Raw genomic sequence first — 25,858 nt, 5'->3', positions numbered from 1 at the left:
TCGACTTCGATCCCGAGGGCTCGCCGCGCGGCGAGCCCTCGGCCCGCCTCCTACCGAATTTTCCCTTGCATGCTCGAGGACTGCACTTGGACGCGACCATCGCGACATTTCTGATCCAGGATGGCCTGACCAACGGTGCGATCTACGCGCTGCTCGGTCTAGCCATTGTCCTGGTCTTTGCCGTAACCCGCGTTATCTTCATTCCGCAGGGCGAGTTCGTCGCCTATGGCGCGCTCACGCTTGCAATCCTCGATACCGGCCAAGTGCCGGCCACGCCAAAGCTGCTTTTGTGTTTTGGAGCGGTCGCCTTCCTGCTCGACCTCTGGTCGTGGCGGCGCAGCTTCGCCATGCGCGACCTCGTGAAAAACATAGCGCTCAACCTCGGACTTCCCCTGGCGATCTATGGCGCGGTTCTTTATCTCGCCCCGCTGCAACTGCCCTCGTTCATCCGCGCCTTGATCGCTGTGTCGATCATCGCGCCGATGGGGCTCTATGTTTATCGCATCGCCTATCGGCCCCTGGCCGATGCCTCCGTGCTGGTCTTGCTCATCACCTCCGTCGGCGTTCATCTGGCCATGCTGGGGTTGGGCCTGATCTTCTTCGGACCGGAAGGCCTGCGTGCGGCACCGCTCCACGACGGCAGCTTCACCCTCGGGCCACTGCTGGTGACCGCACAGAGCGTGCTGATCTATCTGATGACCATCCTGATCATGGTCGGGCTCTATTTCTTCTTCGAGAAAACGCTGCTGGGCAAGGCGCTGCGGGCGACCGCCGTCAACCGTCTCGGGGCGCAACTGGTCGGCGTGCGCACGCAGCTGACCGGCAGCACGGCCTTCGTCCTGGCCGCGACCATCGCGGCCATCTCCGGCGTGCTGCTTGGGCCGATCACCACCATTTACTACGACACCGGCTTCCTGATCGGGCTCAAAGGCTTCGTCGCGGCCATCCTCGGCGGCATGGGCAGTTTCCCTATCACGGCCATTGCCGCGATCGGGGTTGGGATGGTCGAATCCTTCGCGTCCTTCTTCGCCAGTAACTACAAGGAGATCATCGTCTTCGGCCTGATCGTCCCGGTGCTGATCTGGCTCTCCCTCGGCGCAAACCATCACGAGGAGGACTAATCCGTGGCTGGCAACAGACATATCCTGCCCGGCGCTCTGGCGCTCATCCTCCTTGCCGCATTTCCGCTGCTTCCAGTGCCGCCATTCTGGATCACGCTCGCCAACAATATCGGGCTCGCTTCTCTGGTGGCGATTGGGCTGGTGCTGCTGACGGGCGTCGGCGGACTCACCTCTTTCGGCCAGGCCGCCTTCTGCGGCTTCGGCGCATATACTACGGCCGTGCTGACCACGGCATACGGTTTTTCGCCATGGATGACGCTGCCGCTGTCGCTTGCCGTAGGCGCGGCCGTCGCCATCCCGCTGGGACTGATGACCGTTCGGCTCTCCGGCCACTATCTCCCGTTGGGCACCATCGCCTGGGGCCTTGCCATTTACTATCTCTTCGGACGTATCGAACTGCTCGGCCGCTATGACGGCATCTCTGCGATCCCGCCATTGGAAATCGGCAGCTACCGGTTCCTCAGCGGGCAGTCGATTTTCTATGTGATCTGGGCTTTTGTCATATTGACGGCGCTGGGCGCGCAGAACCTGCTGGATTCCCGCGTCGGCCGCGCCATTCGCGCGTTGCGCGGCGGCAGCCAGGCGGCCGAAGCCTTCGGCATCAACATCGAACGAGCCAAGCTGACCGTCTTCGTCTTCGCCGCCGTTGTCGCGGCACTCTCCGGCTGGCTCTATGCCCATATGCAGCGCTCGATAAATCCCACGCCCTTCGGCCTCGATATGGGCATCACCTATATGCTGATGGCCGTCATTGGCGGAGCGGGCTATGTCTGGGGCGCCATTTTCGGCGCCAGCGTCGTTCTGATCCTCAAGGAAACGCTTCAGCGCGTGCTGCCCGGCCTGCTGGATACGACGGCGAATTTCGAGATGATCGTGTTCGGCATCCTGCTTGTCGGCATTTTGCAACTCTCCAAGGAAGGGCTCTGGCCCTTCGTGCTGAAGCTGTTGCCCAGGTCCCGGCGCAGCCGGCAGCTGGCCGAACCTTCCAGCCAGCTCGACAAGCGCGACATGCCCGAGCGCGGCACGCCGCTTCTGCGCATCGACAAGGTGCGTAAGCAGTTCGGCGGGCTGGTCGCGGTCAACGATGTCAGCTTCGAGATCAAGGCAGGCGAGATCGTCGGCCTGATCGGCCCGAATGGCGCGGGCAAAAGCACCACCTTCAACCTGATCACCGGCATCGCCTCCCTGAGCGGCGGCGGCGTAGCCTATGCCGGACAGACTTTGTCAGGCTTGAGCCCACGCGAGATCGCCAAGCATGGCGTGGCGCGCACTTTCCAGCATGCCAAAATCCTGCCCGATATGTCGGTTCTGGAAAACGTCGCGCTTGGCGCGCATCTGCGTGGCTCCGCCGGCGTGTTCCGCAGCATCCTGAGGCTGGAGCGTAAGGAGGAGGCCACGCTGCTCACTGAGGCGGCGCGACAGATCGAGCGCGTCGGCCTAGGCCAGTATCGCGACCGACCCGCGGGCGACCTGGCGCTCGGCCAGATACGCATCCTGGAAATAGCCCGCGCTCTCGCCGCCGACCCGACGCTGCTGCTGCTCGACGAACCCGCCGCCGGCCTGCGCCACGGCGAAAAGCAGGAACTCTCCAACCTGTTGAAAAAGCTGCGCAGCGAAGGTGTCAGCGTGCTTTTGGTCGAGCACGACATGGGCTTCGTCATGGGGCTGGTCGACAATCTCGTGGTGCTCGATTTCGGCACGCTGATCGCACAAGGCAAGCCGCAGGAGGTGCGCAAGCATCCCGCGGTGATTGCCGCCTATCTCGGGGGCGTGGCATGACCGGCAGCCTGCTCGATCTCAAGAACATCCATGTCTCCTACGGTCATGCCGAGGTGCTGCACGGCATTTCGCTCAGCATGGAGCCAGGCAGCATCGTCACCGTGATCGGCGCCAACGGCGCGGGCAAGACGACGCTGTTGAACGCGGCAATGGGCGTGGTGCCCTCGACCGGCACGATCCTTTATGACGGCAAGCCTGTGCCGCGCTCGGTCGAAGCACGCGTCGCCGCCGGCATGTGCCTGGTGCCCGAAAAGCGCGAATTGTTCGGCTCGATGAGCGTGGAGGACAATATCGAGTTGGGCGGCTTCCTGCGAACCGCAGCCGAACGCAACGAGACGCGCGGTGAGCTTTACGACCGCTTTCCGCGCCTCGCCGAGCGACGGAAACAGCTCGCCGGCACCCTGTCGGGCGGCGAACGCCAGATGCTGGCGCTGGCCCGAGCGCTGATGAGCCGGCCGCGCCTGCTGCTTTTGGACGAACCCAGCCTTGGCCTGGCGCCCAAGATCGTCGCCGACATCTTGCGCATCGTCGCCGAACTGCGGACCACCGGCGTGTCGGTTCTCTTGGTCGAACAAAATGCGCGCGCGGCCCTGGAGATCGCCGATTTCGGCTATCTGGTCGAACTGGGCGAAGTCAAGCGGACCGGACCGGCTGGCGAACTGGCGGTCGATCCGGCGCTGATGGAAAGCTATCTCGGCGTCGGTTGATCGATGCTGGGTGCAAGACGATCAAACCGCGCCCGGATCAGCATGTTGTCTTCGCCGCCGCTTGCCACCGGCAAATCTGCGGTGGCAGGCAGCAAGCACTCTTACACCGATCCCCAGATCGCCTCAGCTGTTTTGACGACGAGTTCCAGCTTGCGCTTCTGATCGTCAACGGTGATGGAATTGCCTTCCTCTGTGGAGGAAAACCCGCATTGCGGGGCGATGCCCATCTGATCGAGATCGGCGTATTTGGCGGCCTCGTCGAATTTGCGGCGCAGATCGTCGATCGTTTCCAATTCGCCCGTCTTCGTCGTGATGAAGCCGGGCAGCACGCGCTTCTTGCCCTTGGGCAGGAGTTTCAGAGGCTGCAATCCGCCCGCGCGGTCGGTGTCGTATTCCATGAAATAGATGTCGACGCCGGTCTTGTTGAACACGGCATCGGCCGCCGGATCATAGGCGCCTTCGGCCACCCAGGTGGATTTGAAATTGCCTCGGCACATATGCATGCCGATGACCATGTCGGCCGGGCGGTCGGCGATGGCGTCATGCATCATCTTGGCGTACTGGTCGATCAGCCAGTCGGGATCCAGTCCCTCGGCTTTCTTTTCGGCGCGGATTTTCGGGTCGCACAGATAGGCGAAGAAAATGTCGTCCATCTGAAGGTAGCGGCAGCCGGCCTGGTAGAAGGCGTCCACGGCCTTCTTGTAGGTCTTGGCGAGGTCGGAAAACAGCAACTCGACATCGTCGCTATAGGGCTTCCAGCCGATATCGCTCTTGGCGACGCGGAAATGACAGCAGCTCGGCCCAGGGATCGAGATTTTCGGCATGACCTTCGTGGTCGAGGCCAAAAATCGATAGTGGTCCAGCATGGGGTGATCTTCGGGAAAGTCGAGCGGGCCGGTGATGGTCGGAAAAATCGGCTTGGTGTTGGCGCCCTTGAAGTGGATGCCTGTGGTGACCTCGCGCTGGACGAATTCGAAGCCGGTCAGGTCCTGCATGAAATCATAGTGCCAGAAAGAGCGGCGGATTTCGCCATCGGTGGCGACTGGCAGGCCGACATCTTCCTGCAGCTTCACCGCATCGCGGATTGCCTCGTCCTCGACCTCCGTCAGTTCCTCGCGGCCGGTCGCATGCTCGTCGAAAAACCGATGCCGCGCAGCTTTGACCGAGGCGTTTCGGAGCAGCGAACCGACATGATCGGCACGGAAGGGCGGGGTTTGGACGAGCATGAAATCCTCCTGAATCAAGTCAGCAATTCGACTGCAGCCATGTATACAGCGTCAGCGCGGAGAGCAAGTTTCAGAGGGTCTCATCGGCAAGGCAGCCGCGCAGTGCATACTCGCGGCGATGATGCAAGGAAGGTTGCGAGACCGGACAGGTGCTGATGCTATCCGGCAGCCACCTTACTGTCTGCCGTGGCGTGCCTGGCCATCCACTCGGCCGCGGGCTGAATGCCGCCCAGCGGAAAGACATGAAGCTGTTCGATCAGGCTGTCGGGATGTTTCGCCTTGTAGTCGGCGAGACCGGCAACCACTTCGGTCGGCTCATAGGGCAAGAGCAGGCGGGTGACATCGAGCGCGCGTTTCTGCAACACCTTGAGCGAGGGACCGACGCCGCAGGAGACTGCATATTTGATCAGCGTCTGCAGCTTGGCCGGGCCAGCAATGCCGACATGGATCGGCAAGGTGACACCCATGTCGCGAATACGCTCAGCCCAATCCGTCACCACCTCGGCCTCGAAGGCGAACTGCGTGGCGATGGCCATGTCGGCATCGGTCCGGCTGGAAAAGTCCTGTTTCCACAAAAGTGCTGCGTCGACATTCGTCGTCGAGGCATCCTTGTCGATGTCGCCATTGCCTTCAGGATGACCCGCTATGTGGAGGTGGGTAAAGCCGTGGCGGTCGAACAGGCCCGTCTCGATCATCTCGATCGAGCTGTGAAGCTCGCCCTCCGGAGTGGAGCTTCCGCCGCCCAGAAGCAGTGCCTGCCGGACATCCGCTTCTTCGCGATAGCGCTTGATCCAGTCTTCAAGTGTCGCAGCATCGGCGATGCAGCGCGCCGGGAAATGCGGCATCACCGGAAAACCCTGCTCATTCAACCGCTTGGCGGTCGCCACCATGTCTTCGATGGGCGTGCCGGCAATATGGGCGATGTAGACGCGGGTGCCCTTGGGCAGCAGGGTCCGGAAGTCCTCGATCTTAGCCGCCGTGCGCGGCATCACCTCGATCGACCAGTTTTCGGCAAAGTCGAAGGCTTCAGGCCCCAGTTCGGAAGCCTTGGGCTTTCGTGAAAAACTGAACAGACCCATTCCAGACCTCCCGCCCATATCCTTAAGCCAGAATGTATACATGAGAATCAAAACTGCAATCACGAAATTTCAGGCTCTCCGCGAAAATACAGACATTTCCGGAATTTTCGTGTTGAGACGCGTCATCGAATGGCGCATAAAGAATACATTGTCGTGTTGTTTGGGTGCTGAAAGCGACCGGATGCAAGGCCGGGAGGAGAGAATGAGCGATTTGCGTACCGCCGCCATTGCCTGCGGGAGGGCCGGGGCATGACGGAGCCGTGTTTCGATGTCGCCCATCTCGGCCACGTCGAGTTGTATACCGACAAGTTCGAGGAGAGCCTCGATTTCTTCACCCGCGTCTACGGGCTGACGCCGAGCCTGCTCGAAGACGGTTGCGCTTATCTGCGCGCCTTTGACGACTATGAATTCCACACGCTGAAATTGACGCGCCATCACACCACCGGGGTCGGTCATGTCGCCTATCGCACCGCATCGCCGCAGGCGCTGGAGCGGCGGGTCGCGGTCATCGAGGCGATGGGCTGCGGCATAGGTTGGGTCGATGGCGATGCCGGCCATGGCCGCGCCTATCGTTTCACCGATCCCGACGGGCATATTTTCGAACTCTACTACGATACGAAAATCTATGAGGCTCCGGAAGCTGAACGGCCGGCCCTGAAGAACATCGCACAGCGCTATCACGGCCGGGGCTGCTGTCCGCGCCGGCTCGACCATCTCAATCTTCTGGCGGCCGACGTTTCGGTCATCCGAGACTTCATGACCCAAGCGCTGGGCAGCCGGGTAACCGAGCAGATCCAGCTCGACAACGGGCGGCTGGGCGGTTGCTGGTTCACCGTCAACAACAAGAGCTACGACATCGCCTATTCCGAAGACCATGGCGGAGGGCAGGGACGTTTCCACCACGTCACCTATGCGGTGGATCAGCGCGAGGATATCCTGCGTGCCGCGGACATCTTCCTGGAGAACGGCGTCCATATCGAGACCGGGCCGCACAAGCACGCGATCCAGGGCACGTTCTTCCTCTATGTCTGGGAGCCTGCGGGCAACCGCGTCGAGCTCGCCAATGCAGGCGCTCGGCTGATCCTTAGGCCGGACTGGCCAACCGTCACCTGGACCGAGACCGAACGCAAGAAGGGCCAGGCGTGGGGCCTGAAGACCATCGAGACATTCCACACCCACGGCACGCCCCCCGTGGGCGCAGACAAGAAGGGCTAATCCGATATGGCAAAGACGGCACTCGTCATCTCAGCGCATTCCGCTGATTTCGTCTGGCGCTGCGGCGGCGCCATCGCGCTGCATGCGTCCAAGGGCTACGAGGTTTCAGTGATCTGCCTGTCCTATGGCGAGCGCGGCGAAAGCGCCAAGCTGTGGAAGAACGAGGGCATGACGCTGGAAAAGGTCAAGGCGGCGCGCAAAATCGAGGCGGAGAATGCGGCCAAGGCGCTTGACGTGCACGACATCCAGTTTTTCGACCTGGGCGACTATCCGCTCGAAGTCGACCGCGACGCGAAGTACCGGATCGTCGATGTCATCCGCAAGGTCCAGCCCGACTTCATGCTGAGCCATTCCAAATGGGACCCCTACAACACCGACCATATGTATGCGACGCAGGTGGCGCTGGAGGCGCGCATGATCGCCCAGGCCTGGGGCCATAATCCCGGTGAAAAGGTTCTCGGCGCGCCGCAGCTTTATCTCTTCGAGCCGCATCAGACCGAGCAGATGGAGTGGAAGCCGGACGTGTTTCTCGACATCTCGCCGGTGTGGGACAAAAAATGGGCCGCGATCCAGTGCATGGAAGGGCAGGAGCATCTCTGGCACTACTACAAAAACGTTGCCGAGAACCGCGGCAACCATTTCATGCGCAACTCCGGCGGCCAGTCGGGCGGCCGCAAATCGACCCACGCGGAAGGATTCCAGTCGGTGTTTCCGCGCACCGTCGACGAGCTTTGAGGGAGAAGCCGATGGGTATCGTGGTCCAGACCATCGAACGAGCCGATCCCGCGATCATCGAGCGGCTGGCAGCCTGTGGCGTCGCCACCGTGCACGAGGCGCAAGGGCGCAAAGGGATGCTCGCATCCTATATGCGACCGATCTATCCGGGCGCGCGACTGGCAGCGAGTGCCATAACCATCTCCGTGCCGCCCGGCGACAACTGGATGCTGCACGTCGCCATCGAACAGCTCAAGGCGGGCGATATCCTGCTTCTGGCACCGACCAGTCCGTGCGAGGACGGCTATTTCGGCGACCTGCTGGCGACGTCGGCGCAGGCACGCGGCTGCAAGGGGCTGATTATCGATGCCGGCGTGCGCGACGTTGCCGACCTGACGATGATGAAGTTTCCCGTTTGGTCGAAGGCAATCTCCGCACAGGGTACGGTCAAGGAAACGCTCGGTTCGGTCAACGTTCGAGTGGTCTGCGCCGGCGCGCTGGTCAATCCTGGCGATGTCATCGTGGCTGACGACGATGGCGTCTGCGTGGTCCGGCGCGAGGAAGCGGAAGAGGTGGCCAGGCAGGCCGAGGCACGCATCGCCGCCGAGGACGACAAGCGCAAGCGTCTCGCCGCTGGAGAACTTGGCCTCGACCTCTACAAAATGCGCGAGCGTTTGGCCGAGAAGGGTTTGAAATATGTGTGAGGGGGCGATGGGCGCCATCCTTCAAAAGCCGCTGCACCCACTCACCGGTTTGCTCCGCAAACCACCTCTCCCCCACTTCGTAGGGGAGAGGAACGCGGCCTCAACAGTGGCTGCGTTCAACCAGCTTGGGTTCCTCGCCTCCATAATATGGGGGAGAGGTGGCGAGCCCGTAGGGCGAGACGGTGATGGGGTCTTCGCCGCCGAAATTGCCGCCGCAAGGCCTTCCCATGTCCACTGAGACCGGCATTCCCTGCATGTGGATGCGGGGTGGAACCTCGAAGGGCGGTTACTTCCTGGCCGAAGACCTGCCTGCAGACCGCGACGTATTCCTGCTGCGCGCCATGGGCTCGCCCGATCACCGCCAGATCGACGGCATGGGCGGCGCCAACCCGCTGACCTCCAAGGTAGCGGTCGTAAAGCGATCGGCACGCGAGGGGGTCGATGTCGACTATCTGTTTCTGCAGGTGTTCGTAGACCGCGCCGTTGTCAGCGATGGCCAGAACTGCGGCAACATCCTTGCCGGCGTCGGCCCGTTTGCCATCGAGCGTGGGTTGGTGAGGGCCCGGGAGAGGCAGACCGAAGTCCGCATCTTCATGGAAAACACCGGCCAGCTTGCGACCGCGCGCGTCGAGACGCCGGGAGGTATCGTTACCTACGCCGGCGATGCGCGGATAGACGGCGTGCCGGGAACGGCCGCGCCCATCCCGATAAGCTTCGCCGATACGGCGGGTTCGAGCTGCGGCGCGCTGCTGCCCACCGGCAATGCCGTCGACGTGATCGACGGCATTGACTGCACGCTGATCGACAACGGCATGCCCTGCGTGGTGATGCGCGCCGCCGACCTTGGTGTGGCGGGCACGGAGACCCCTGAGGAACTGGAAGCCAACCAGGCATTGCGGGAGAGGCTAGAGGCGATACGGCTCAAGGCCGGGGCGATGATGAATCTCGGCGACGTGGCGCAGAAATCCGTGCCCAAGATGACAATGGTATCGGCGGCGAGCCACGGCGGGGCAATCTCGACCCGCACCTTCATCCCGCATCGCTGCCACGACGCCATTGGCGTTCTGGGCGCGGTCAGTATTGCTACCGCCTGTTTGCTGCCGGAAGGGCCGGCGGCCGACCTCGCCACCGTGCCCGACGGCGATGAGAAGCTGATTTCGGTGGAACACCCTACCGGCGAGATGAGCGTGATCGCCACGGTTCGGGACGGGCAGGTGACCGATGCGGCGGTGCTGCGCACGGCGCGGAAACTGTTCGATGGGTTGATATTCGGCTGAGGCAGGGGTTGCGACCATGAAGATCGGGTTCCTGGGTTATGGCGAAGCGGCACGCGCCTTTCACGAAGGGTTGAGCCGGCCCGGCCTTTCTGTCTTGGCCTACGACATCCTGCTCGACCGCACGGACGCCAAGATACGCGCGGCGATGGAGGAGCGGGGAGCGATGCCGGTTGGCATCGCGGGGCTCGGGGACGCCGACTGGATTTTCAGCGCCGTCACCGCCGACCAAAGTTTTCTGGCGGTGGGGCCGCTGCTGCCGCATCTGCGGCAGGGACAGGTCCTGATCGACATCAACTCCGTCTCGCCCGGTCGCAAGCGGGAGACGGCCGCGGCCGTGGAGGCGGCTGGGGCCGAATATCTCGACATGGCCGTCATGGCGCCGGTGCATCCGAAGAAGCACACGACACCGGTTCTGTTGGCGGGACAGCCGGCGGAGAGGCTGTTGCCCGACCTGTTGGCGCTTGGGTTTTCCGCCTCGATAGCCGGCAACGAGCCGGGGGCGGCAACCGCGATCAAGATGGTGCGGTCGCTGTTCGTCAAGGGGCTGGAGGCGATCACGGTCGAGGCGCTCTTGGCCGCTCGCGCCTCCGGCTGTTTCGGTGAGATCCTTGCATCGCTGTCGAATTCATATCCCGGACTGAACTGGCCCGACTTTGCCGAATACCAGTTCGAACGCACCACGAGGCATGGCAAGCGCCGTGCTGCCGAAATGCACGAGAGCGCCGCCACCCTCGACGCGCTCGGCCTGAACGGCGGCCTTGCCCGCGAAATCGCCGAGGTTCAGGAACGCATGGGCGCCTGTGGGGTTGCCGAAGGGAGGGGATTGGCGGAGACGGTGGCGGGGGTGCTGGAGAAGCGGTTGGACCGAGCCAAAACCTGAACGGCCACGGCTCCCACTACTCCGTCATTCCTCGTCGTTCTGTGCTGCGGCTGTCGCAGCGGGCAGGCTCGTTTTCCAAACCACCTCGGCCAGACATTTCTCATAGGCGAAAATGGCTTCGGCCGAGCCCTTAAGCGGGACACTGTAGGACTTTGCCTCGCCGCCTTCGACGGGGACTTGAACAGTGAGTTCCTTGCCGCGAACAAAGGGCTTGAGCGCTGCGTCGATCTTGGGGTCGATGGAGAGGCGAATTGTGCCGCCCTCCTTGCCGGCCCGCCAGCCGACGGTGCGGTCTTTCCAGTCGGTTTGGCCGGGAATAGCGACTTCAGCGCCTTTCAGCGAGGCGCGGCGCTCCTTTGACAACACGTCCGGAACGGTGACGATCAGCAACGCGCTGCCGCGTGTGGGCAGCGGCGCTGATTTGTCGAAGGCGTTGACGAGTTGCAGGCGGGTCTTCGCATCCGAAACTGGAGAACTCAGCGTGCAGGTCGGGCTGATGAACTTCTTGTCGTCCGCGGCCGCGGTCACCGTCCAGCCAGCCGATGTTTTCACCGGTTCTGCAGCCGATGCTGCCGAGGCCACAAACATCGCTGCCGCCGCAATCAAAAAATCCCGCATTGAGCCGTCCATCGTTGTTGCCGATCCGGCGACTATAACGGCTCAAAATGCGAACTCAATGACGAAGCCGCTATCGTTTCGAGGGATTGAACTTCGAACTACTTTCGAGCCGTCATCGGTTCGGAAATCCGATGCGCCTGGAACGTGTCGGGCAGGGGCGTCAGGTCGATCTCGGCCACGACGCCGTTCAGGTGGAACGGGTCGCCTTCGGCGAATGCGCGGGCCGCTTCCAGGCTCTCGGCTTCGATGATGCCGAAATTGCCCAGTGAGCCGCCTTCGTGATCGACCAAGGCCGAGCCGATAAGCACGGCGGCAATGCCATTGCCGCCGGATTGCACCCAGGCCCGGTGCGCGGGACGGTGAGTGTCGCGCGCATCGTCCTGTTCCGGGTGATGCAGGCAGCGCATGAGAAAGAACATGACGGGCTCGTTCGTTTTTCAGGGCAGAACCGCAAGCGGCTCGAAGCGCTAAGGGTTCAGCCGGCGTTTTCCAGCACCACCATGCCAGCACCCGTCATCGAGGCAGGGGCGTGGTAGTGCTTGTGGATGAGGTTGACGTCCGCGTTCATCGCCGCGCGCATCACCAGCCACATGATGAGTTCCGCGCCTTCCGAACCGAACTGCTCGACATAGTCTTCGCGGCTCATGGTGCGATAGGGTTCGGGATTGGCGGCGATGCCGTCGAGCCAAGCCCGGTCGGCGGTCTGGTTGATGAAGCCGGCGCGGGCGCCCTGCAATTGGTGCGACAGGCCGCCTGTGCCGAGGATGACGACGCGTTCGTTGCCTGGCCAGCTCTCGATGGCCTCGCGCAGAACCGTGCCCATGTCCCAGCAACGCTGCGGCGTCGGGATCGGGTATTGAATGGTGTTGACCCAGATCGGCAGCACCTTCACCGGCCATCGGTCGGGGCGGCCGAAAAACAGTTCCATCGGCACCTGCAGGCCGTGATCTACCTCGATCTCGCGGCAGACCAGCGGATCGAAATGGCGTTCGACGAGCTTGTCGACGAAATGCCAGGAGAAATCGACCGCGCCCTCGAACGGCGCAATCGCGCGCGGTCCCCAGCCTTCGTCGACAGGGTTGTAGGTCTCGGCCACGCCGACTGCGAAGGTAGGAACCTTGTCGAGGAAGAAGGTGTTGCCATGGTCGTTGAAGATGACGACCGCGATGTCGGGCTTAGCCTCCACCATCCATTGCTTGCCGGCTTCGTAGCCGTCGAAGAACGGCTTCCAGTCGGCGCTGTCGCGCAGGCCCTTATCCAGTGCCGCGCCGATCGAGGGAACGTGGCTCGTTCCGATGCCGCCGATGATCTCAGCCATTGCGCTTCTTTCCCAGCCGTTCATAGAGGAAGTCATCATGCGACATGCTTGCCTGGGCAGCACCGATCTGGGTGATCGGGGTCGGGTCCACGGCAGCAATCTTCAGGATGAAGAACAGGTTGCCACCCAGGCGCACCATCTCATGCCAGTCCCGGCTCATCACTGCCGCTTTTTCTTCAGGCGTCAGGCCGAACCGGTCGAGATAGGCTTCCTCGTCCGTCTTGAAGGCCTCGCGGTTCTGTGGCTGGCCGAGCGCCATCGCCATCTTGTTGATCTTGTAGCCCCGGATCGATCCCGCCCGGTCGAAGAGCGGGGTGTCGGGTATGGTGTGCTGTTCAGGCATGTGCCTCTCCAAAACGGCGGCCAAGCCAGCCGGTGATAGCGGTAACCACGGCTTCCGGCTGCTCTACCGGCGCGAAATGGCCGGCATGGTCGACGATCGCGAGTTCGCTGTCGGGAGCGGCATCGGCCATTTCCTGATGCTGGGCGACTGGGCTGAAACCGTCCTGGTTCGCTGCGACAAAGAGGATAGGACAGGTGATCTGGGGAAGATACGCGGAGGCGTCGGGCCTCGCGACGAGCGAACGGATCTGCCGTTCATGCACATCCGCCCCCACACGCATGACCATCGCTTTTAGTTTGTTCACCAGCACAGCGTCGCTGACGCGGGCGGGGTCCAGCATCGGCGGCAGCCAGGCGTCGGCGAGACGGCCGATGTCTTCATGGCCGAGATCGATCATCTGCTGGCGCTTGATCTCTTCGCCGTCGCGCTTGGGGTGCTGGCCGGTATTGGCGAGGACGAGGCCGACAATGCGGTCCGGGGCCCGCCGCGCCATATCCATTGCCACACGTCCGCCGAGCGAATGGCCGACGGCGATTATATCGCCTTCGACTTCTCTCAAGACGCGGGCTGCCATCTCGGGAATGGACGCGTCACGGCTGATGTCAGCCGGGTAGACCGGCATGCGTTCGGCCATGGCGTCCGCGAGCGGTTGCCAGACGATCGAGTCGGAAGCCAGTCCCGGGATAAGCACAAGCGTCGCCAAATTGCAGTCCTCCTGCGGCCAACCAATCTTATGTATACATTATTGTCAATCTTTATGTATACATAGTACGGTCGATTTTACCGATATGACGCGATCAAACGTAGCTTCTCGTTGGCAATGAATACACACGCGGAAACTGCGTACCACGCGTCAGCAGTGGGTCTTCGCGCCGAAACGACGTGATGGTATAGGGTGGGCGGAGAGTGGGGAAGCATTCATGAAGAGCAGCGAAGTCGCGACGCATGGCCGCCGGGCCGTCATCGATCTGCGAGAGAAGATCATAAACGGCGAGTTGCCGGGAGGCATGCGGCTGTTCGAGGTTTCCCTGGCCGAGACCCTGGATATTTCACGCACGCCTGTTCGCGAAGCACTGTCACGGCTGGCTGAGGAAGGTCTGCTCGACCGCTTGCCGAATGGCGGATTTGTCGTGCGCCGCTTCGGTTACGCCGATGTGGTCGATTCCATTGAATTGCGCGGCGTCATGGAGGGTACGGCAGCGCGGCTCGCTGCGGAGCGGGGCGTCCTGCCGGATGTTCTCGCCCGCATCAACGACATCGTCCTGAAGCTGGACGGCTGTTTCGGAAAAAATGAGGACGACGTTGATTTCGACAGCTATTCCGACCTGAACGAAACCTTTCACCACGAACTGGCGGGGCTCTCGGGCAGCGACATCATCCGCCGCGAGGTCGAGCGCGCAAGCGCGCTGCCTTTCGCGTCGCCCTCGGCCTTTTTGCCCAACAAGACCGAGATCACCGCCTTTCGGCGCTCGCTACGCGCGGCTCAGGACCAGCATCACGCCATAGTCAACGCGATTGCCGCGCGGGAGGGGGCCCGCGCAGAGTTTCTGGCACGCGAGCATGCCCGCACCGCGCGGCACAATCTCGAATATATCTTCAGCGAGGACCCCGAACTGCTCCGGAAAATTCCCGGTTTAGCGCTGATCCACCGGTAACAGTCAGGCCTCTTTCGGCTTGCGCTCGATGGTGGGCAGGCCCTTCTTCTTCCAGTCGCCATAGCCGCCGAGCATGCTCGCGGTCTTCAGGCCCATCTCCTGCGCGGTCTGCGCGGCGAGCAGCGAACGCCAGCCGCCCGCGCAGTAAAAGACGTAAGTCTTGTCCTCGGCAAAAGCCGGCTTGTGATAGGGGCTTTCCGGATCGATCCAGAACTCCAGCATGCCGCGCGGTGCATGCATGGCGCCTTCAATCGTCCCATCTCGCTCCAACTCGCGGATATCGCGGATGTCGACCAGAACCGTGTTGGAATCGTCCTTGAGTGCCGAGACCTCTTCGGGCGAAAGCGAGCGGACTGCCGCATCCGCCTCGGCGATCATCTGTTTGTAGCCTTTGGCCATGATGTTCTCCTGCCTTTCTGAGTTCAACGTCCGAGCGTGTAGAACTCGTCGTTGGGGCGCATGCTGGTGACGTTGGCGAGCCGGTTCGACATGCCGAAGAAAGCTGAAATCGCGGAGATATCCCAGATGTCGTCGTCGGTGAAACCATGCCCCTTGAGCGTCTCGATATCCTCGTCGCCGACCTCATAGGCGCGCGCCGACACCTTCATCGCGTAGTCGAGCATCGCCATCTGCTTCGGGGAGATGTCTGCCTTGCGATAATTGATCGCGACCTGGTCGGCGATCAGCGGGTTCTTGGCGCGGATGCGCAGGATCGCACCATGGGCGACCACGCAATACTGGCACTGGTTGGCATTGCTGGTGGCGACCACGATCATCTCGCGCTCCGCCTTGGTCAGATTGCCCGGCTTGTCCATCAGCGCGTCGTGATAGGCAAAGAAGGCGCGGAACTCGTCGGGGCGATAGGCCAGCGTCAGAAACACGTTGGGTACGAAGCCGGACTTCTCCTGAACCGCGAGGATGCGGTCGGCGATGTCCTTCGGCATGTCCTTGATTTCGGGCACGGGAAAGCGGCTGATGGCGGCAGTCATGATATCCTCCGGTAATGTTTTACAGGGCCGGCGTCGGCCCTATGCGTCCGCGAGCGCGGCAATGGTTTCCTGATAGTGATCGAACGCGTCGGGGGCCGAGCCTTCATAGGGCTCGACGCGCACCAGGCAGGTATGCGCCGAGCAGCCCTGGCCGAATTGAGAGGTCGGCACGTCGAGCGTCAGCACGTTTGGATTGCCGGCAATATCCAGTCCGCTGTTGCCGGTGGGTGTGAACCAGGCGCCCGTCGGCAGAACGACGACACCGGCACGCACCGCCTCGTCGACCGTGGCGGTGGCAAGAGAAGCGCCGCGTGCGTTCCACAGCCGGACCGTGCTGCCGTCGCGGATACCGAGCCGTTCGGCATCGTGCCGGTTGATGCGCGCCTGTTCACGACCATTGCGCTTATGCGCGCGGCTGGCCTCTGCCGATTCCAACTGGCTGTGCAGACGGCCCGTGGGCTGGTGCGACACGAGATGCAGTTCGTTGTCTTCCTTGGCGTTGCCGAGCCATTCAGCGGGTTCGATCCAGGCGGGATGGTCGAGACAATCCGCATAGCCCAGGCTGGCGAGCTTTTCGCTGCCGAGCACGATGCGCCCACTTTCGGTTTTCAGCGCATTGGCCTCTGGATCCTGCCGGAAGCCGGCGAGATAGGTATAGTTCTCGCGCACCGGCATCTCGGCGGAACCGACCGACCAGAAGGTGTCGAAATCGACCATCTCGAAGCCCAGCCGCTCGGCGGCATCGCTGCGTGTCTGTTCGTAGAGATGTCGTACCCAGCCCATCTCGTCGCGACCTTCATTGAAGGCATCGCCCACACCCAGGCGCGTGGCAATGGCGTTGAAGATATCGAAGTCCGAACGCGCATCGCCCAGCGGTTCGATGGCCTTTTGCATCGCCATGACGTAGTTGGTGCGCCTGTTGCCGGCGAGATCGTTGCGTTCGATGGACGTCGTGGCCGGCAAGACGATGTCGGCGCGCTGAGCAGTGGCCGTCCACATCGGATCCTGCACGATGATGGTTTCGGGCCGCGACCAGCCTTCTTCCAGCCGGTGGATGTCCTGGTGATGGTGATAGGGGTTGCCACCGGCCCAATAGACCAGCCGCGTGTCGGGATAGGTGCGCGTTTCGCCTTGATAGGTGAATTCAGCACCGGGATTGAGCAGCAGGTCGGTGATCCGAGCGACCGGGATGAAGCTGTCTATGGGTTTCTGCAGCTGGGAAATGGCGGGCGGCTTGCCGAGCCCGTAGGGCGCGCCGACGCCGCCGAGCGAGCCATAGCCGAAACCGACGCCGCCCCCAGGCAGGCCGATCTGACCCGCGACTGCCGCAAGTCCCAATCCGGCCCAGAAGGGCTGCTCGCCATGATGGGCGCGCTGCAGGCTCCAGCTGACCGTCAGCATGCTGCGGGTATCGACCAGAACCGGTGCAAGGGCTGAGATATCAGCGATATCGAGACCGGTGATGCCGGCCGCCCATGCCGCATCCTTGCGTACACCATCGACCGAACCGTCGAGATAGGCGAGGAAGCGCTCGGAGCCGCTGCAGCAGCGGTTGAGGAAATCGCTGTCGTGGCGGTTGGCTTTCACGATCTCGCCGGCAAGGCCCAGCATCAGCGCCGTATCGGTGTTGGGGCGGATCGGCCACCATTCGGCGTCCAGCCATTCCGGCAGGTCGTCGCGCAGCGGCGAAATCAGGATCACGCGGATGCCGCGTTCGGCGATGCGCTTGAGGTGCGTTTCGAGCGTATGCGGCCCGATGCCGCCCGCTTCGGTTTGAGCCGTGCGCGGAGAAAGCGCGCCGAAGACGACGAGCGTCTCGGTGTTTTCGGCAATGGAATCGAGCGTGTTGGCACCGCCGCCGCAAGCCTCTTCGCTGCCCAGCGTATGTCGCAGGATCACCGGGCCGGCGGCAATCGAATAGGTGTCGACATGGCCGGTGTAGCCGCCGACCAGGTTGAGCGTGCGCTTGAGCAGCGAGGAAGCATGGTGGAAGCGTCCGCTGCTGGTCCAGCCATAGGAACCGGCGAAGATGGAGGCGTTGCCGAAATCGTTGCGGACGCGGTCGATTTCCTCGGCCACCAGCGCGGTCGCCTCATCCCAGCTGACAGCAACGAATTTTTCCTTGCCACGCTGCCGCCGGTTGCTTTTCTCACGCTTTTCCAGCCAGCCCGAACGCACCATCGGCCGCAGCACGCGGCGGCTCGGATCGGCCCATTCTCGGACGGAGTGAATGATGGGCGAGGGGTGGGGATCATGTTCGAACGGCTCGGTGCCGACGATCTCGCCGTTCTCCACCAGCAGAGTATAGGCGCCCCAGTGGCTGCAATGCGCTACGCGCTTGATGGTCGACATGCGTCTTCCTTTGCTCGCCGTCAGATGACGGCTTCTATGAGAAACGGCCCGCGCCGGCTGCAAGCCGACTTGAGCAGATCGGCAAACCCCTCGGCGGTATCGGCGCGGGCGGCTTCCACACCCATGCCCTTGGCGAGACTTACCCAATCCAGAGCGGGATTGTCCAAATCCAGCATCTGCCGGGCATTGACGCCCGGCTCGCCGGCGCCGACATTCTTCAATTCGCCATGCAGGATGGCGTAGCGGCGGTTGGCGAAGATGATCGTCAACGTGTCGGTGCGCTCGCGCGCCTGCGTCCACAGCGCCTGCAAGGTGTACATGCCGCTGCCGTCGGCCTGAAGCGAGATGACCTTACGGTCTGGGCAGGCAATCGATGCACCCAAAGCCAGCGGCAGACCGATGCCGATGGAGCCGCCGGTCAGTTGCAGGAAGTCGTGCGGCTCAGCACCATGGGTCTTGCCGAAGAAGTCGCGGCCCGAACTGACGGATTCATCGCAGATGATGGCGTTGGCCGGCATGTAGTGGGCGAGCGCAATGGCGATGGCGTCGGGCGTCAGTTTGCCCTGCGCCAGGTCCGGGTTGTGGCGTGTCGAAAACTCGGCTTTGGGAGTCGCCCCGATGGCATCGGCCAGCATGTCGATGGCGAGCGGCAGGTCGTCACCTTCCTCGGTCATCTCGATGACGGTGCAATCGTCCGGCAGCATGCTGCTCGGCTTGCCGGGATAGGCGAAGAAGCCAACCGGCGCCTTGGCGCCGATCAGGATCACCTGGGCCGTCTCGGCGAAACTTGCGACTGCCTTATCGACGTCATAGGGGGCGCGATCGACCGCGACACGGCCCGCTCCGCGCTGCATGCGGCCGTTCGACTGCTGCGCCATCAGCCGCGCGCCGCTGGCGCGTGCGATGCGGTCCAGTTTTTCGAGCTGCCGCTCGCGCAGAGCAAGTCCGGTGACCAGGATGGTCGTGCTCACGCCCTTGCGCAGCGCCTCCACTGCCGTGGCGATGCGCCTTTCATCGGGCTTGGCGGCCTGGCGCAGTTCGGCCTTGGGGGCAATCGTGGCGTTGGTATCGCTCCATGCGACATCCGCCGGCAGAATGAGCGTGGCGATCTGTCCAGGTGCGGCGCGTGCCTCGAGGATCGCGGTTTCGGTGGCCTGGCCGATGTCGTGCGAGGAACCGGCCCTGCCGACCCAATGCGACATCGGTCGCGCCAGCGATTCGATGTCGGAGGTGAGCGGCGCATCGTATTTGAGATGATAGGTGGCGTGGTCGCCGACGATGTTGACCATTGGCGTGCGGGCACGTCTGGCGTTGTGCAGATTGGCGAGCCCGTTCGCCAGTCCCGGCCCGAGATGCAGCAAGGTTGCCGCCGGTTTGTCGGCCATGCGGGCATACCCATCGGCGGCACCGGTGACGACGCCCTCGAACAGCCCGAGTACGCAGCGCATCGTCGGCTGCCGGTCGAGAGCCGCGACGAAATGCATTTCGGACGTGCCCGGATTGGCAAAGCAGACATCGATGTCGTTTGCCAGAAGGGTTTCGCAAAGCAGGTCGGCGCCGTTCATGAGAGTCCAATCCTCTTTTGCATGGCGTCAAGCCTGGCCAGAGCATCCCAGTGCGGGGAGACTGCTTCGACCAGACGGGTGAACAAGGCATATTTCGCTTCGGCATATTCGGCAACCGCCCCGGTCTCGGGCTCGATCAGTTCGTCGTAGGCGCCCAGCCAGCCTTCCGTAAGGTCCTTGCGCGACAGACCGAAAAGATGAAACGCCGCGATGGCGCCAGCGCCCTTGAGCCCAGCCTGGCCGTTGGTGGTGCGCAGCACAGGGCTTTGCGTCGTGGTGGCGAGAAACTGTGCGAACGCCCGGTCGCCAGCCAGTCCGCCGCCCAGCGCTATCGCGCCGGAAACCGACCCAATTGGACCGGATTGCATCATCTCATGGCTGCGGCGGGCAATGAAGGCGAGCGCTTCACGGCCAGCCCAGTCGATCTCAGCCGCGGTTGTCGCAGCCGTGAGCCCAAGGATCGAACCCCGCGCATGCGGCGTGGTGTAGGGCGCGCGTTCGCCGCCCGGCTCGAAGAAGGGCTGCAGGACAAGGCCGGAATAGACGGGTTCGACAGCGCTGCCGGTTGGCGCGCGGCCTGTCATATGGCTGAGATGCTCGAACAATGTCGCGCCGTTGAAGCTCGGATGAAAGCAGATGTAGCCTTCGCCGAGAGCAAAGGGCTGCACCATCATGCCCGCAGGACGTTCCGCCATCCCGGCCGGATCGAGCATGAAGCATCCATGAATGGCGCTGGTGCCGAAGATGGAACAGCGTTCTATGCCTTCGGCCACGCCTAAGCCAAGTCCGATCAGAGTGGACTGCACGTCGCCCGGGCCGATCAGGACCGGCAGGTTTTCCGGCAATCCGGTCATTTTCGCGGCCTCTGGCGTCAGGCCGGCTCGGCAGGCGCCAACGGGCAAAACCTCCGGCAGAAGGTCGATGCCCTTGGGCAGGCCCAGTGCCTGTTCGACGATGGGCGAGAGCTTGCCGGTGCGCCAATCTCCCCAGGTCGGCAACAGCGCGCTGGGCTCCGCCTTCAGTTCGCCCGTCAGGCAGAAGAACAACCACTCTTTGAGCCGCAGCGTGTGTGCGATGCGTTCCAGCCGATCGGGCTCGTGCTGCGCAAGCCAAAGCAGATGCATGGACTGGCTCGCCGCCGTCGGGCGCGAGAAGGTGACGTCCTCTATCGGGGCCAGTGCGTTGGCCTGCGTGAGTTCCGACACAAGCCCGCGCGCACGGCCGTCGAGCCAGGTCATTGCAAGCCCGGCGGGCCGCTTTTCGGCATCGAGCGGCCAGGTGCCGTCGCCCTGTCCGGTTATGATGAGCCCTACGGGCATACCTTCGGCCTGGGCAACGCACTCCGCCAAAACGGCCAGTGCATCGTCGCGGCTGACCTCCATGTCCTGTTCGACCTTTTCTCCCGAGCGGCGCAGGGCACTGTTCGGCCGTTGCGCCGTGGCAACGAGCCTGCCGCGCCGATCGAACGCCGCCGCCTTGACGGCGGTCGTTCCGGAATCGAGACAGAAGACCAGACCGGACATGGGTTTGCGTCGATCAGGAGGCTTGGCGCAGGCCGGTCAGCGCCTTGGGCGACTGCTGGCCATAGGTCTTGAATTTCTCGCCCACTTCAGCCATCTGCGCGTCCGACAATACCGGCGGCTCGCCAAAGGGCAGGCACAGCAGATATTGATGCGCCAATTCCTCGACCGTGACGGCCAGAGCAAGGGCACGCGCGATGGAGACGTGGGCAGCGATGACGCCGTGATGCTCCAGCAGGCAGGCGCGGCGGCCTTCCAGCGCGGTGACCACATTGTCGGCCAGTTCCTGCGAGCCGAAAATCGCATAGGGAGCGCAGCGGATGGTCGGCCCGCCTGCGGATGCGATGGCGTAATGGATCGCCGGAATCTGCTTGCCGAGGATGGAGACCGTCGTCGCATAGGTCGAGTGGGTGTGGACCACCGCGTTCAGATCGGGCCGGGCCTGCAGAATGTCGCGGTGGAAGCGCCATTCGCTCGACGGCAATACGTCGCCTTCGAAGGTCGCATCCCAGCGCATCGCCACGACATGTTCGGGCAACAGCTTGTCATAGGGAATTCCGGTCGGCGAGATCAGGAAACCGTCGCCATGGCGCACGCTGATGTTGCCGGAGGTGCCCTTGTTGATGCCGAGCCGGTTCATGCTGCGGCAGGCTTCGATCAGTTCGGTTCTCAGGGCGAGTTCTTCGCTCATAATCTTTACCTTGCGGGATAGAGTGGTGTTTGGCCTTCGAGGATGCGGCCGATGTCCTCGGCAATCATATCGGCAGCCTTGAGGGCGGAGAAACGCGATGCGCCGGCAATGTGGGGCGAGAGTGTCACGTTGGGCAGTTTCAGCAGCGGCCAATCGGCGGGAGGCGGCTCGGGATCGAAGGTATCGAGCGCTGCGCCCCTTATGTGGCCGGAAACGAGGGCGTCGTAGAGCGCCGCATAGTCGAGCACCTTTCCGCGCGTCGTATTGACCAGATAGGAGCCCGGCTTCATCGCCTCGATCTGGGCACGGCCGATCATTCCCTTGGTTTCAGGCGTTACCTTGGGGTGCAAGGTCACCACGTCGGATTGCGCCAGAAGATCGTCGAACGAAACCTTTTCGATCCCGGCGGCGCGATCTTCCTCCGTCAGTTCCTTGAAGGGATCGGCGACCAGAATCTTGCAGCCGAAGGGTCGCAGCAGGCGGGCGACGCGCGTGCCGATGTCACCATAACCAATGATGCCGACCGTCAGTTCGCAAAGTTCCGGCCCGGTGTGGTCGAAGTGATAGAACTCCCGGCGGAATTCGCCGCTGGCCACAGAGAGATGCCCGCGGATCAGGTTGCGGGTTTCGGCGAGAAGGGAGGCTACCGTGAATTCGGCCACGGCCGATGCATTGCGGCCCGGTGTGTTGATGACGGTCACCCCACGCCGCTTCGCCTCGGCGGTATCGACATTGACCGGACCGCCGCGCGAGACCGCCACGATCTTAAGGTCTGGCGCGTGATCGAAGCTGGCTGCGGTGACGGGAGCCAGATGCACGACCAGCGCGTCGAGTCCCGCGATGAAGTCGAAATAGTCCTCGGGCCTGCCGAGGAATTCGATGATCGGCAGATCGGGATCCTGCTTGGTGGAAACCAGTTTCAGCGGCCAGTCGAGCATCATATGCTTGTAGGTGACGGCATGTCCGGCAAGCCGGCGCGAGAGCGCGTTTTCGAAAAAGACCGGCTGCATGAAGCCATCGCCAATGATGCCGATCGTCAACGTCTTGGAGAGCGTAGCGTCGTCCATGATGTCCTCTCCTTAAGCCGTGCGGGTTTTGAGCGGCGGTTGGTCAAGCCCGGGCAGGACCTCTTCGAGAGCCTTGCCGTCGACTGCGAATTCGTCGAGAATTTCCTGCGTATGTTCTGCGAATTGCGGCGGTTTCAGCCGGTAGCTTGCAGGCGTGCGCGACATTTTGATGGGGCTGCCGGTGCCCCGATAATTGTCGATGTCGACGATCATCTCGCGATGGATGGTGTGTTCGTCGGCCACCACCTGGTCGATCGTGCGCACGGCGCCGCAGGGCACGCCTGCCTTGATCAGCGTATCGACGAGTTCGTTGCATTCATGGCTCGCCAGACCCTTTTCCAGCTCGACCTTCAGCGCGTCGCGATTGACGTTGCGCTCGCCATTGCTGACAAAGAGCGGGTTCTGCGGCAGGTCGGGCCGGCCGATGATCTGGCAGAGGATCTCGAACTGACGGTTGTTGCCCACGGCCAGAAAGATCGGGTCGGTCGCGGTGGCAAAGGTATCGTATGGGCAGATGTTGGGGTGGGCATTGCCCGAGGGCTTCGCGACCTTGCCCGACAGATAATAGTTGGGCAGATGCGGATGCAGCAGCGAGACGCCGCAATCGTAGAGCGCAGTCTCGACGAACTGGCCCTTGCCGCTCGCAACGCGTTCGTTCAGCGCCATGAGGATGCCGATGACAGCGTTCAGGCCCGTCACCATGTCCACCACCGGCAGGCCGACGCGCAGCGGGTCGCCGCCTAGTTCTCCATTGACGCTCATGATGCCGCAGGATGCTTGGATTGCCGCATCGTAACCGGGAAGGCCGCCCATTGGCCCGTCGCTGCCAAAGCCCGAGACCCGGCAATGAATCAGGCGCGGGAAGCGTGTCTGCAGTTCCTCGCGCGTCAGGCCCCAGCGCTCCAGCGTGCCGGCCTTGAAGTTCTCGATGAAGACGTCGGCGGTTTCCAGCAGCCGCAGAAGCAGCTCCTGTCCTGCCGGTTTCGACATGTCCAGCGCCATGCCGCGCTTGTTGCGGTTCAGGCCGAGGAAATAGCTGGCGGTACCGTCGAGGAAGGGCGGACCCCAACCGCGCGTCTCGTCGCCCGCAGGCGGTTCGATCTTGATGACATCAGCGCCATGGTCGGCCAGAACCTGACCGGCATAGGGACCGCCCAGCACGCGGCTGGCGTCGATCACCTTGATGTTGGCGAGAGAGCCCCGCATGGTCATTGACTGTCCTTCCATGATTGCATTCTTCCTAGGATGCGACCGGCTCGCGCTCGGTGAGCGTCTGGCGCATCTGTGCGGCGAACTCCGGATAGGTTTCGCTCAATTCGTCCAAAACCCGCCCGCGCAGCAGGGAAAGAACCTCGGGCGAGGGGGTCGGCGTTTGCGAGGGCTTGGCATCGTGGTCGAAGCCGAAGCCAGTCGCCTCCTGGATTTCCGCCAGATCATGACCGGGATGGACGCTTTCGAGACGGAAACCGGCTTTCTCCTTGTCGAAGCTGAACAGCCCCTTGCTGGTGAGCAGAGCTTTGGGGCCGCCAGTGCGGTAGACGCCAGGCTCGCTGGTGCCAGGAGCACTGATGAAATCGACCTTGTCGACGAAGACGCGCGGCGTGTGCTCCTCGCGGAACAGGATGACGCGAGGTACGACGAAATAAAGATAGGCGGCGCCGAAGGAGCCGGGCCAGCGAACGCTGGAGCGCGGATAGTCGCCGACGCCGACGAGATTGACATTGCCGTGCCCATCGATCTGGCCGCCACCGAGGAAAAACGCGTCGATGCGGCCTTGGCCGGCGCAGTCGAACAGCTCGGCGGAGCCGTTGGTGAAGAAATTATGCTCTACCGAGCCAAGGATAGAGATCTTGACGGGAGCAGCACCCGCACTTTCCTTCAGGGCGCGCAGAAGCATCGCGCCGGCCGCCGGAATGGGCGACGATGCGCCAACCGCGACGTGGCGCACGCCGTCGAGCAGTCGAGCGATGGTGCAGATCAGAATTTCACGCGGCAGGGCAGGCGACATCACGCGGCCTCCGCTGATGTCTGCATATAAGCGGAAAAGCCCTCGGCCGTACGCGCTTCCCGCGCATAGCGCAGCAGTTCCTGTGTGTCGGCGGGATATTCGCCCCACAGACCGTAGGGACGGGCGCCATGCTTGGCTTCAGCAACCTGGGTTACATAGAGCGCGGGCAAGGTGCCGGCGGCTGTGGTCTCGTCGGCCAGCAGGCTGTCGTCAACGATGCGTTCGGCGGTGACCAGCGTCATTGCCGAGGCATATGCCATGGCGGCGAGCTCGCGCCGGCGTCCGATCCAGACATTGCCGTGGCGGTCGGCAAGCGGAACATGGAAAATGGCGACGTCCGGCTTGATCGCGGGGATGAGGACGATCGGATCGGCGGTTTCCTCGAACGGATTGTCGATCACCTTCCAGTCGGAGCGGTTCTTCAGCACGTCCGTACCGATCAGGCCGCGCATCGGCACGAAGGGCGAACCTTTCTGCGCCGCCAGCAGGCCCGCATGAATGGCAGGGCAGGTGGCATCGCGGATGACGATGGCTCCGTCCTTGATGGCCTGGTTGAAGCGCGGCGCTCCGCCTGCTTCGCCCAGCGACATCGCACTGGTTTCGACAGAACGCACCAGTCCGGCGCCGACCAGCATATCGACCTGCAAGCCCCCGGTGGGAACGCAGACGAGGTCGAGATTGCCGGCTCCGCGCTCGATCAGCGGACGCGTCATCGCCATGGAAACGCCGGCATAGTCGACCGGAAGCGCCACGCGCATTCCCGACTCGACAAGCCGCGCCATCTTGCGCAGGTCAGACATCGACTAAAACCTCCCTCGGAAGAGTAGCCTCTTCCGCACCGTCCTGAAAGGAACGATGTCCTCCGCTTGTTCCAAAATATAGAACAAAATTCTGGAATTCAGAATAGCGTCGATTTTGGTTTTGTGTCAATCTCCAAGGGTAATCATGAACAGCGTCTCGCGCCGAAATTACCACGAAGTCATTGAAATTTAATGTCTTTGAAGATGTCTTCTACTGCCGCTTGACAAGC

General features: G+C 62.7%; 26 protein-coding genes. 9 read left to right on the top strand and 17 right to left on the bottom strand.

Going from position 1 to position 25,858, the window contains the following annotated elements:
• Nucleotides 1-86 precede the first annotated feature (86 nt).
• The 3 genes from ICI42_RS11900 to ICI42_RS11890 are packed head-to-tail and all read left to right on the top strand — an operon-like array spanning nucleotide 87 to nucleotide 3,607.
• On the top strand, nucleotides 87-1,121 hold the full coding sequence (locus ICI42_RS11900; RefSeq protein ID WP_188164786.1) for a branched-chain amino acid ABC transporter permease: 1,035 nt from the start codon (nucleotides 87-89) through the stop codon (nucleotides 1,119-1,121).
• A 3-nt stretch (nucleotides 1,122-1,124) separates the two neighbouring features.
• Nucleotides 1,125-2,900, top strand: coding sequence for a branched-chain amino acid ABC transporter ATP-binding protein/permease (locus ICI42_RS11895; protein ID WP_330999153.1), 1,776 nt, complete (start codon nucleotides 1,125-1,127; stop codon nucleotides 2,898-2,900).
• The gene (locus tag ICI42_RS11890) at nucleotides 2,897-3,607 is read left to right on the top strand and encodes an ABC transporter ATP-binding protein (RefSeq protein ID WP_188164785.1); all 711 of its coding nucleotides are present in this window, start codon (nucleotides 2,897-2,899) and stop codon (nucleotides 3,605-3,607) included. The genes ICI42_RS11895 and ICI42_RS11890 overlap by 4 nt, the downstream gene beginning before the upstream one ends.
• Nucleotides 3,608-3,708: 101 nt before the next feature.
• Here ICI42_RS11890 and ICI42_RS11885 read toward each other — a convergent pair whose 3' ends face one another.
• Both ICI42_RS11885 and ICI42_RS11880 read right to left on the bottom strand, forming a co-directional pair.
• Entirely contained in the window at nucleotides 3,709-4,833 is a 1,125-nt protein-coding gene (locus ICI42_RS11885) for a 5-methyltetrahydropteroyltriglutamate--homocysteine S-methyltransferase (protein ID WP_188164784.1), read from the bottom strand.
• A 158-nt stretch (nucleotides 4,834-4,991) separates the two neighbouring features.
• Nucleotides 4,992-5,912: a methylenetetrahydrofolate reductase gene (locus ICI42_RS11880; protein WP_188164783.1), complete on the bottom strand. Its 921-nt coding sequence runs from the start codon at nucleotides 5,910-5,912 to the stop codon at nucleotides 4,992-4,994.
• A gap of 249 nt (nucleotides 5,913-6,161) precedes the next feature.
• Between ICI42_RS11880 and ICI42_RS11875 the strand changes: the two genes are divergently transcribed.
• The 5 genes from ICI42_RS11875 to ICI42_RS11855 all read left to right on the top strand — a co-directional run bounded on the left by ICI42_RS11875 (nucleotide 6,162) and on the right by ICI42_RS11855 (nucleotide 10,702).
• A complete protein-coding gene (locus ICI42_RS11875) occupies nucleotides 6,162-7,127 on the top strand; it encodes a VOC family protein (protein ID WP_188164782.1) in 966 nt (321 codons plus the stop codon).
• Nucleotides 7,128-7,133: 6 nt separating this feature from the next.
• Complete coding sequence (locus ICI42_RS11870; protein WP_188164781.1) at nucleotides 7,134-7,862, top strand: PIG-L deacetylase family protein; 729 nt, start codon at nucleotides 7,134-7,136, stop codon at nucleotides 7,860-7,862.
• Between the two features lie 11 nt (nucleotides 7,863-7,873).
• Entirely contained in the window at nucleotides 7,874-8,545 is a 672-nt protein-coding gene (locus tag ICI42_RS11865; RefSeq protein WP_188164780.1) for a 4-carboxy-4-hydroxy-2-oxoadipate aldolase/oxaloacetate decarboxylase, read from the top strand.
• A gap of 227 nt (nucleotides 8,546-8,772) precedes the next feature.
• Nucleotides 8,773-9,822 (top strand): 4-oxalomesaconate tautomerase, encoded by a 1,050-nt coding sequence (locus tag ICI42_RS11860; RefSeq protein ID WP_188164779.1) that lies wholly within the window; start codon nucleotides 8,773-8,775, stop codon nucleotides 9,820-9,822.
• A 16-nt stretch (nucleotides 9,823-9,838) separates the two neighbouring features.
• On the top strand, nucleotides 9,839-10,702 hold the full coding sequence (locus ICI42_RS11855; protein WP_188164778.1) for an NAD(P)-dependent oxidoreductase: 864 nt from the start codon (nucleotides 9,839-9,841) through the stop codon (nucleotides 10,700-10,702).
• Nucleotides 10,703-10,726: 24 nt separating this feature from the next.
• Here ICI42_RS11855 and ICI42_RS11850 read toward each other — a convergent pair whose 3' ends face one another.
• The 5 genes from ICI42_RS11850 to ICI42_RS11830 all read right to left on the bottom strand — a co-directional run bounded on the left by ICI42_RS11850 (nucleotide 10,727) and on the right by ICI42_RS11830 (nucleotide 13,684).
• Nucleotides 10,727-11,320, bottom strand: coding sequence for a hypothetical protein (locus ICI42_RS11850; protein ID WP_188164777.1), 594 nt, complete (start codon nucleotides 11,318-11,320; stop codon nucleotides 10,727-10,729).
• Between the two features lie 98 nt (nucleotides 11,321-11,418).
• Nucleotides 11,419-11,739 (bottom strand): YciI family protein, encoded by a 321-nt coding sequence (locus tag ICI42_RS11845; RefSeq protein WP_188164776.1) that lies wholly within the window; start codon nucleotides 11,737-11,739, stop codon nucleotides 11,419-11,421.
• A 56-nt stretch (nucleotides 11,740-11,795) separates the two neighbouring features.
• Nucleotides 11,796-12,638: a class III extradiol dioxygenase family protein gene (locus ICI42_RS11840; protein ID WP_188164775.1), complete on the bottom strand. Its 843-nt coding sequence runs from the start codon at nucleotides 12,636-12,638 to the stop codon at nucleotides 11,796-11,798.
• A complete protein-coding gene (locus tag ICI42_RS11835; RefSeq protein WP_188164774.1) occupies nucleotides 12,631-12,981 on the bottom strand; it encodes an extradiol ring-cleavage dioxygenase in 351 nt (116 codons plus the stop codon). The genes ICI42_RS11840 and ICI42_RS11835 overlap by 8 nt, the downstream gene beginning before the upstream one ends.
• On the bottom strand, nucleotides 12,974-13,684 hold the full coding sequence (locus ICI42_RS11830; protein ID WP_188164773.1) for an alpha/beta fold hydrolase: 711 nt from the start codon (nucleotides 13,682-13,684) through the stop codon (nucleotides 12,974-12,976). Before ICI42_RS11830 ends, ICI42_RS11835 begins: the two co-directional genes overlap by 8 nt.
• A gap of 217 nt (nucleotides 13,685-13,901) precedes the next feature.
• Here ICI42_RS11830 and ICI42_RS11825 point away from each other — a divergent pair, with 217 nt between their 5' ends.
• Entirely contained in the window at nucleotides 13,902-14,636 is a 735-nt protein-coding gene (locus ICI42_RS11825; RefSeq protein ID WP_188164772.1) for a GntR family transcriptional regulator, read from the top strand.
• A 3-nt stretch (nucleotides 14,637-14,639) separates the two neighbouring features.
• Here the strand turns inward: ICI42_RS11825 and ICI42_RS11820 are convergent, their stop codons facing one another.
• The 10 genes from ICI42_RS11820 to ICI42_RS11775 are packed head-to-tail and all read right to left on the bottom strand — an operon-like array spanning nucleotide 14,640 to nucleotide 25,628.
• Nucleotides 14,640-15,035, bottom strand: a complete 396-nt coding sequence (locus tag ICI42_RS11820; RefSeq protein ID WP_188164771.1) for a rhodanese-like domain-containing protein — start codon at nucleotides 15,033-15,035, stop codon at nucleotides 14,640-14,642.
• A gap of 23 nt (nucleotides 15,036-15,058) precedes the next feature.
• Nucleotides 15,059-15,628, bottom strand: a complete 570-nt coding sequence (locus tag ICI42_RS11815; RefSeq protein ID WP_330999165.1) for a peroxidase-related enzyme — start codon at nucleotides 15,626-15,628, stop codon at nucleotides 15,059-15,061.
• Nucleotides 15,629-15,664: 36 nt separating this feature from the next.
• Nucleotides 15,665-17,977 carry a molybdopterin-dependent oxidoreductase gene (locus tag ICI42_RS11810; RefSeq protein WP_188164769.1) on the bottom strand — a complete coding sequence of 771 codons (2,313 nt, stop codon included), beginning with the start codon at nucleotides 17,975-17,977 and terminating at the stop codon, nucleotides 15,665-15,667.
• Between the two features lie 20 nt (nucleotides 17,978-17,997).
• On the bottom strand, nucleotides 17,998-19,542 hold the full coding sequence (locus tag ICI42_RS11805) for an acetolactate synthase large subunit (RefSeq protein ID WP_188164768.1): 1,545 nt from the start codon (nucleotides 19,540-19,542) through the stop codon (nucleotides 17,998-18,000).
• Nucleotides 19,539-21,065: an FGGY family carbohydrate kinase gene (locus tag ICI42_RS11800; RefSeq protein WP_188164767.1), complete on the bottom strand. Its 1,527-nt coding sequence runs from the start codon at nucleotides 21,063-21,065 to the stop codon at nucleotides 19,539-19,541. The genes ICI42_RS11805 and ICI42_RS11800 overlap by 4 nt, the downstream gene beginning before the upstream one ends.
• A gap of 13 nt (nucleotides 21,066-21,078) precedes the next feature.
• Nucleotides 21,079-21,753, bottom strand: a complete 675-nt coding sequence (locus tag ICI42_RS11795; RefSeq protein ID WP_188164766.1) for a class II aldolase/adducin family protein — start codon at nucleotides 21,751-21,753, stop codon at nucleotides 21,079-21,081.
• 5 nt (nucleotides 21,754-21,758) lie between these two features.
• Nucleotides 21,759-22,820 carry a 2-hydroxyacid dehydrogenase gene (locus tag ICI42_RS11790; RefSeq protein ID WP_188164765.1) on the bottom strand — a complete coding sequence of 354 codons (1,062 nt, stop codon included), beginning with the start codon at nucleotides 22,818-22,820 and terminating at the stop codon, nucleotides 21,759-21,761.
• A gap of 12 nt (nucleotides 22,821-22,832) precedes the next feature.
• Nucleotides 22,833-24,047 (bottom strand): CaiB/BaiF CoA transferase family protein, encoded by a 1,215-nt coding sequence (locus ICI42_RS11785; protein WP_210317157.1) that lies wholly within the window; start codon nucleotides 24,045-24,047, stop codon nucleotides 22,833-22,835.
• Between the two features lie 13 nt (nucleotides 24,048-24,060).
• Complete coding sequence (locus ICI42_RS11780) at nucleotides 24,061-24,828, bottom strand: CoA transferase (protein ID WP_188164764.1); 768 nt, start codon at nucleotides 24,826-24,828, stop codon at nucleotides 24,061-24,063.
• On the bottom strand, nucleotides 24,828-25,628 hold the full coding sequence (locus tag ICI42_RS11775; protein ID WP_188164763.1) for a CoA transferase subunit A: 801 nt from the start codon (nucleotides 25,626-25,628) through the stop codon (nucleotides 24,828-24,830). The genes ICI42_RS11780 and ICI42_RS11775 overlap by 1 nt, the downstream gene beginning before the upstream one ends.
• Nucleotides 25,629-25,858 lie beyond the last annotated feature (230 nt).

The sequence above is a fragment of the Oryzicola mucosus genome (assembly GCF_014534685.1).
GTDB classification, from domain to species: Bacteria; Pseudomonadota; Alphaproteobacteria; order Rhizobiales; family Rhizobiaceae; genus Oryzicola; species Oryzicola mucosus.
Note: the sequence above shows the minus strand (reverse complement) of the source record. Positions and strands in the feature narration are given on the sequence as shown.

Excerpts from the sequence above, each read along its gene's own strand:
- ICI42_RS11860 (WP_188164779.1), top strand. The coding sequence starts at position 8,773 with ATGTCCACTGAGACCGGCATTCCCTGCATGTGGATGCGGGGTGGAACC.
- ICI42_RS11790 (WP_188164765.1), bottom strand. The coding sequence starts at position 22,820 with ATGGACGACGCTACGCTCTCCAAGACGTTGACGATCGGCATCATTGGC.
- ICI42_RS11800 (WP_188164767.1), bottom strand. The coding sequence starts at position 21,065 with ATGTCCGGTCTGGTCTTCTGTCTCGATTCCGGAACGACCGCCGTCAAG.
- ICI42_RS11835 (WP_188164774.1), bottom strand. The coding sequence starts at position 12,981 with ATGCCTGAACAGCACACCATACCCGACACCCCGCTCTTCGACCGGGCG.
- ICI42_RS11825 (WP_188164772.1), top strand. The coding sequence starts at position 13,902 with ATGAAGAGCAGCGAAGTCGCGACGCATGGCCGCCGGGCCGTCATCGAT.
- ICI42_RS11885 (WP_188164784.1), bottom strand. The coding sequence starts at position 4,833 with ATGCTCGTCCAAACCCCGCCCTTCCGTGCCGATCATGTCGGTTCGCTG.
- ICI42_RS11785 (WP_210317157.1), bottom strand. The coding sequence starts at position 24,047 with ATGGAAGGACAGTCAATGACCATGCGGGGCTCTCTCGCCAACATCAAG.
- ICI42_RS11865 (WP_188164780.1), top strand. The coding sequence starts at position 7,874 with ATGGGTATCGTGGTCCAGACCATCGAACGAGCCGATCCCGCGATCATC.
- ICI42_RS11880 (WP_188164783.1), bottom strand. The coding sequence starts at position 5,912 with ATGGGTCTGTTCAGTTTTTCACGAAAGCCCAAGGCTTCCGAACTGGGG.
- ICI42_RS11890 (WP_188164785.1), top strand. The coding sequence starts at position 2,897 with ATGACCGGCAGCCTGCTCGATCTCAAGAACATCCATGTCTCCTACGGT.
- ICI42_RS11795 (WP_188164766.1), bottom strand. The coding sequence starts at position 21,753 with ATGAGCGAAGAACTCGCCCTGAGAACCGAACTGATCGAAGCCTGCCGC.
- ICI42_RS11875 (WP_188164782.1), top strand. The coding sequence starts at position 6,162 with ATGACGGAGCCGTGTTTCGATGTCGCCCATCTCGGCCACGTCGAGTTG.
- ICI42_RS11775 (WP_188164763.1), bottom strand. The coding sequence starts at position 25,628 with ATGTCTGACCTGCGCAAGATGGCGCGGCTTGTCGAGTCGGGAATGCGC.
- ICI42_RS11820 (WP_188164771.1), bottom strand. The coding sequence starts at position 15,035 with ATGGCCAAAGGCTACAAACAGATGATCGCCGAGGCGGATGCGGCAGTC.
- ICI42_RS11780 (WP_188164764.1), bottom strand. The coding sequence starts at position 24,828 with ATGTCGCCTGCCCTGCCGCGTGAAATTCTGATCTGCACCATCGCTCGA.
- ICI42_RS11855 (WP_188164778.1), top strand. The coding sequence starts at position 9,839 with ATGAAGATCGGGTTCCTGGGTTATGGCGAAGCGGCACGCGCCTTTCAC.
- ICI42_RS11840 (WP_188164775.1), bottom strand. The coding sequence starts at position 12,638 with ATGGCTGAGATCATCGGCGGCATCGGAACGAGCCACGTTCCCTCGATC.
- ICI42_RS11845 (WP_188164776.1), bottom strand. The coding sequence starts at position 11,739 with ATGTTCTTTCTCATGCGCTGCCTGCATCACCCGGAACAGGACGATGCG.
- ICI42_RS11850 (WP_188164777.1), bottom strand. The coding sequence starts at position 11,320 with ATGCGGGATTTTTTGATTGCGGCGGCAGCGATGTTTGTGGCCTCGGCA.
- ICI42_RS11810 (WP_188164769.1), bottom strand. The coding sequence starts at position 17,977 with ATGTCGACCATCAAGCGCGTAGCGCATTGCAGCCACTGGGGCGCCTAT.
- ICI42_RS11870 (WP_188164781.1), top strand. The coding sequence starts at position 7,134 with ATGGCAAAGACGGCACTCGTCATCTCAGCGCATTCCGCTGATTTCGTC.
- ICI42_RS11805 (WP_188164768.1), bottom strand. The coding sequence starts at position 19,542 with ATGAACGGCGCCGACCTGCTTTGCGAAACCCTTCTGGCAAACGACATC.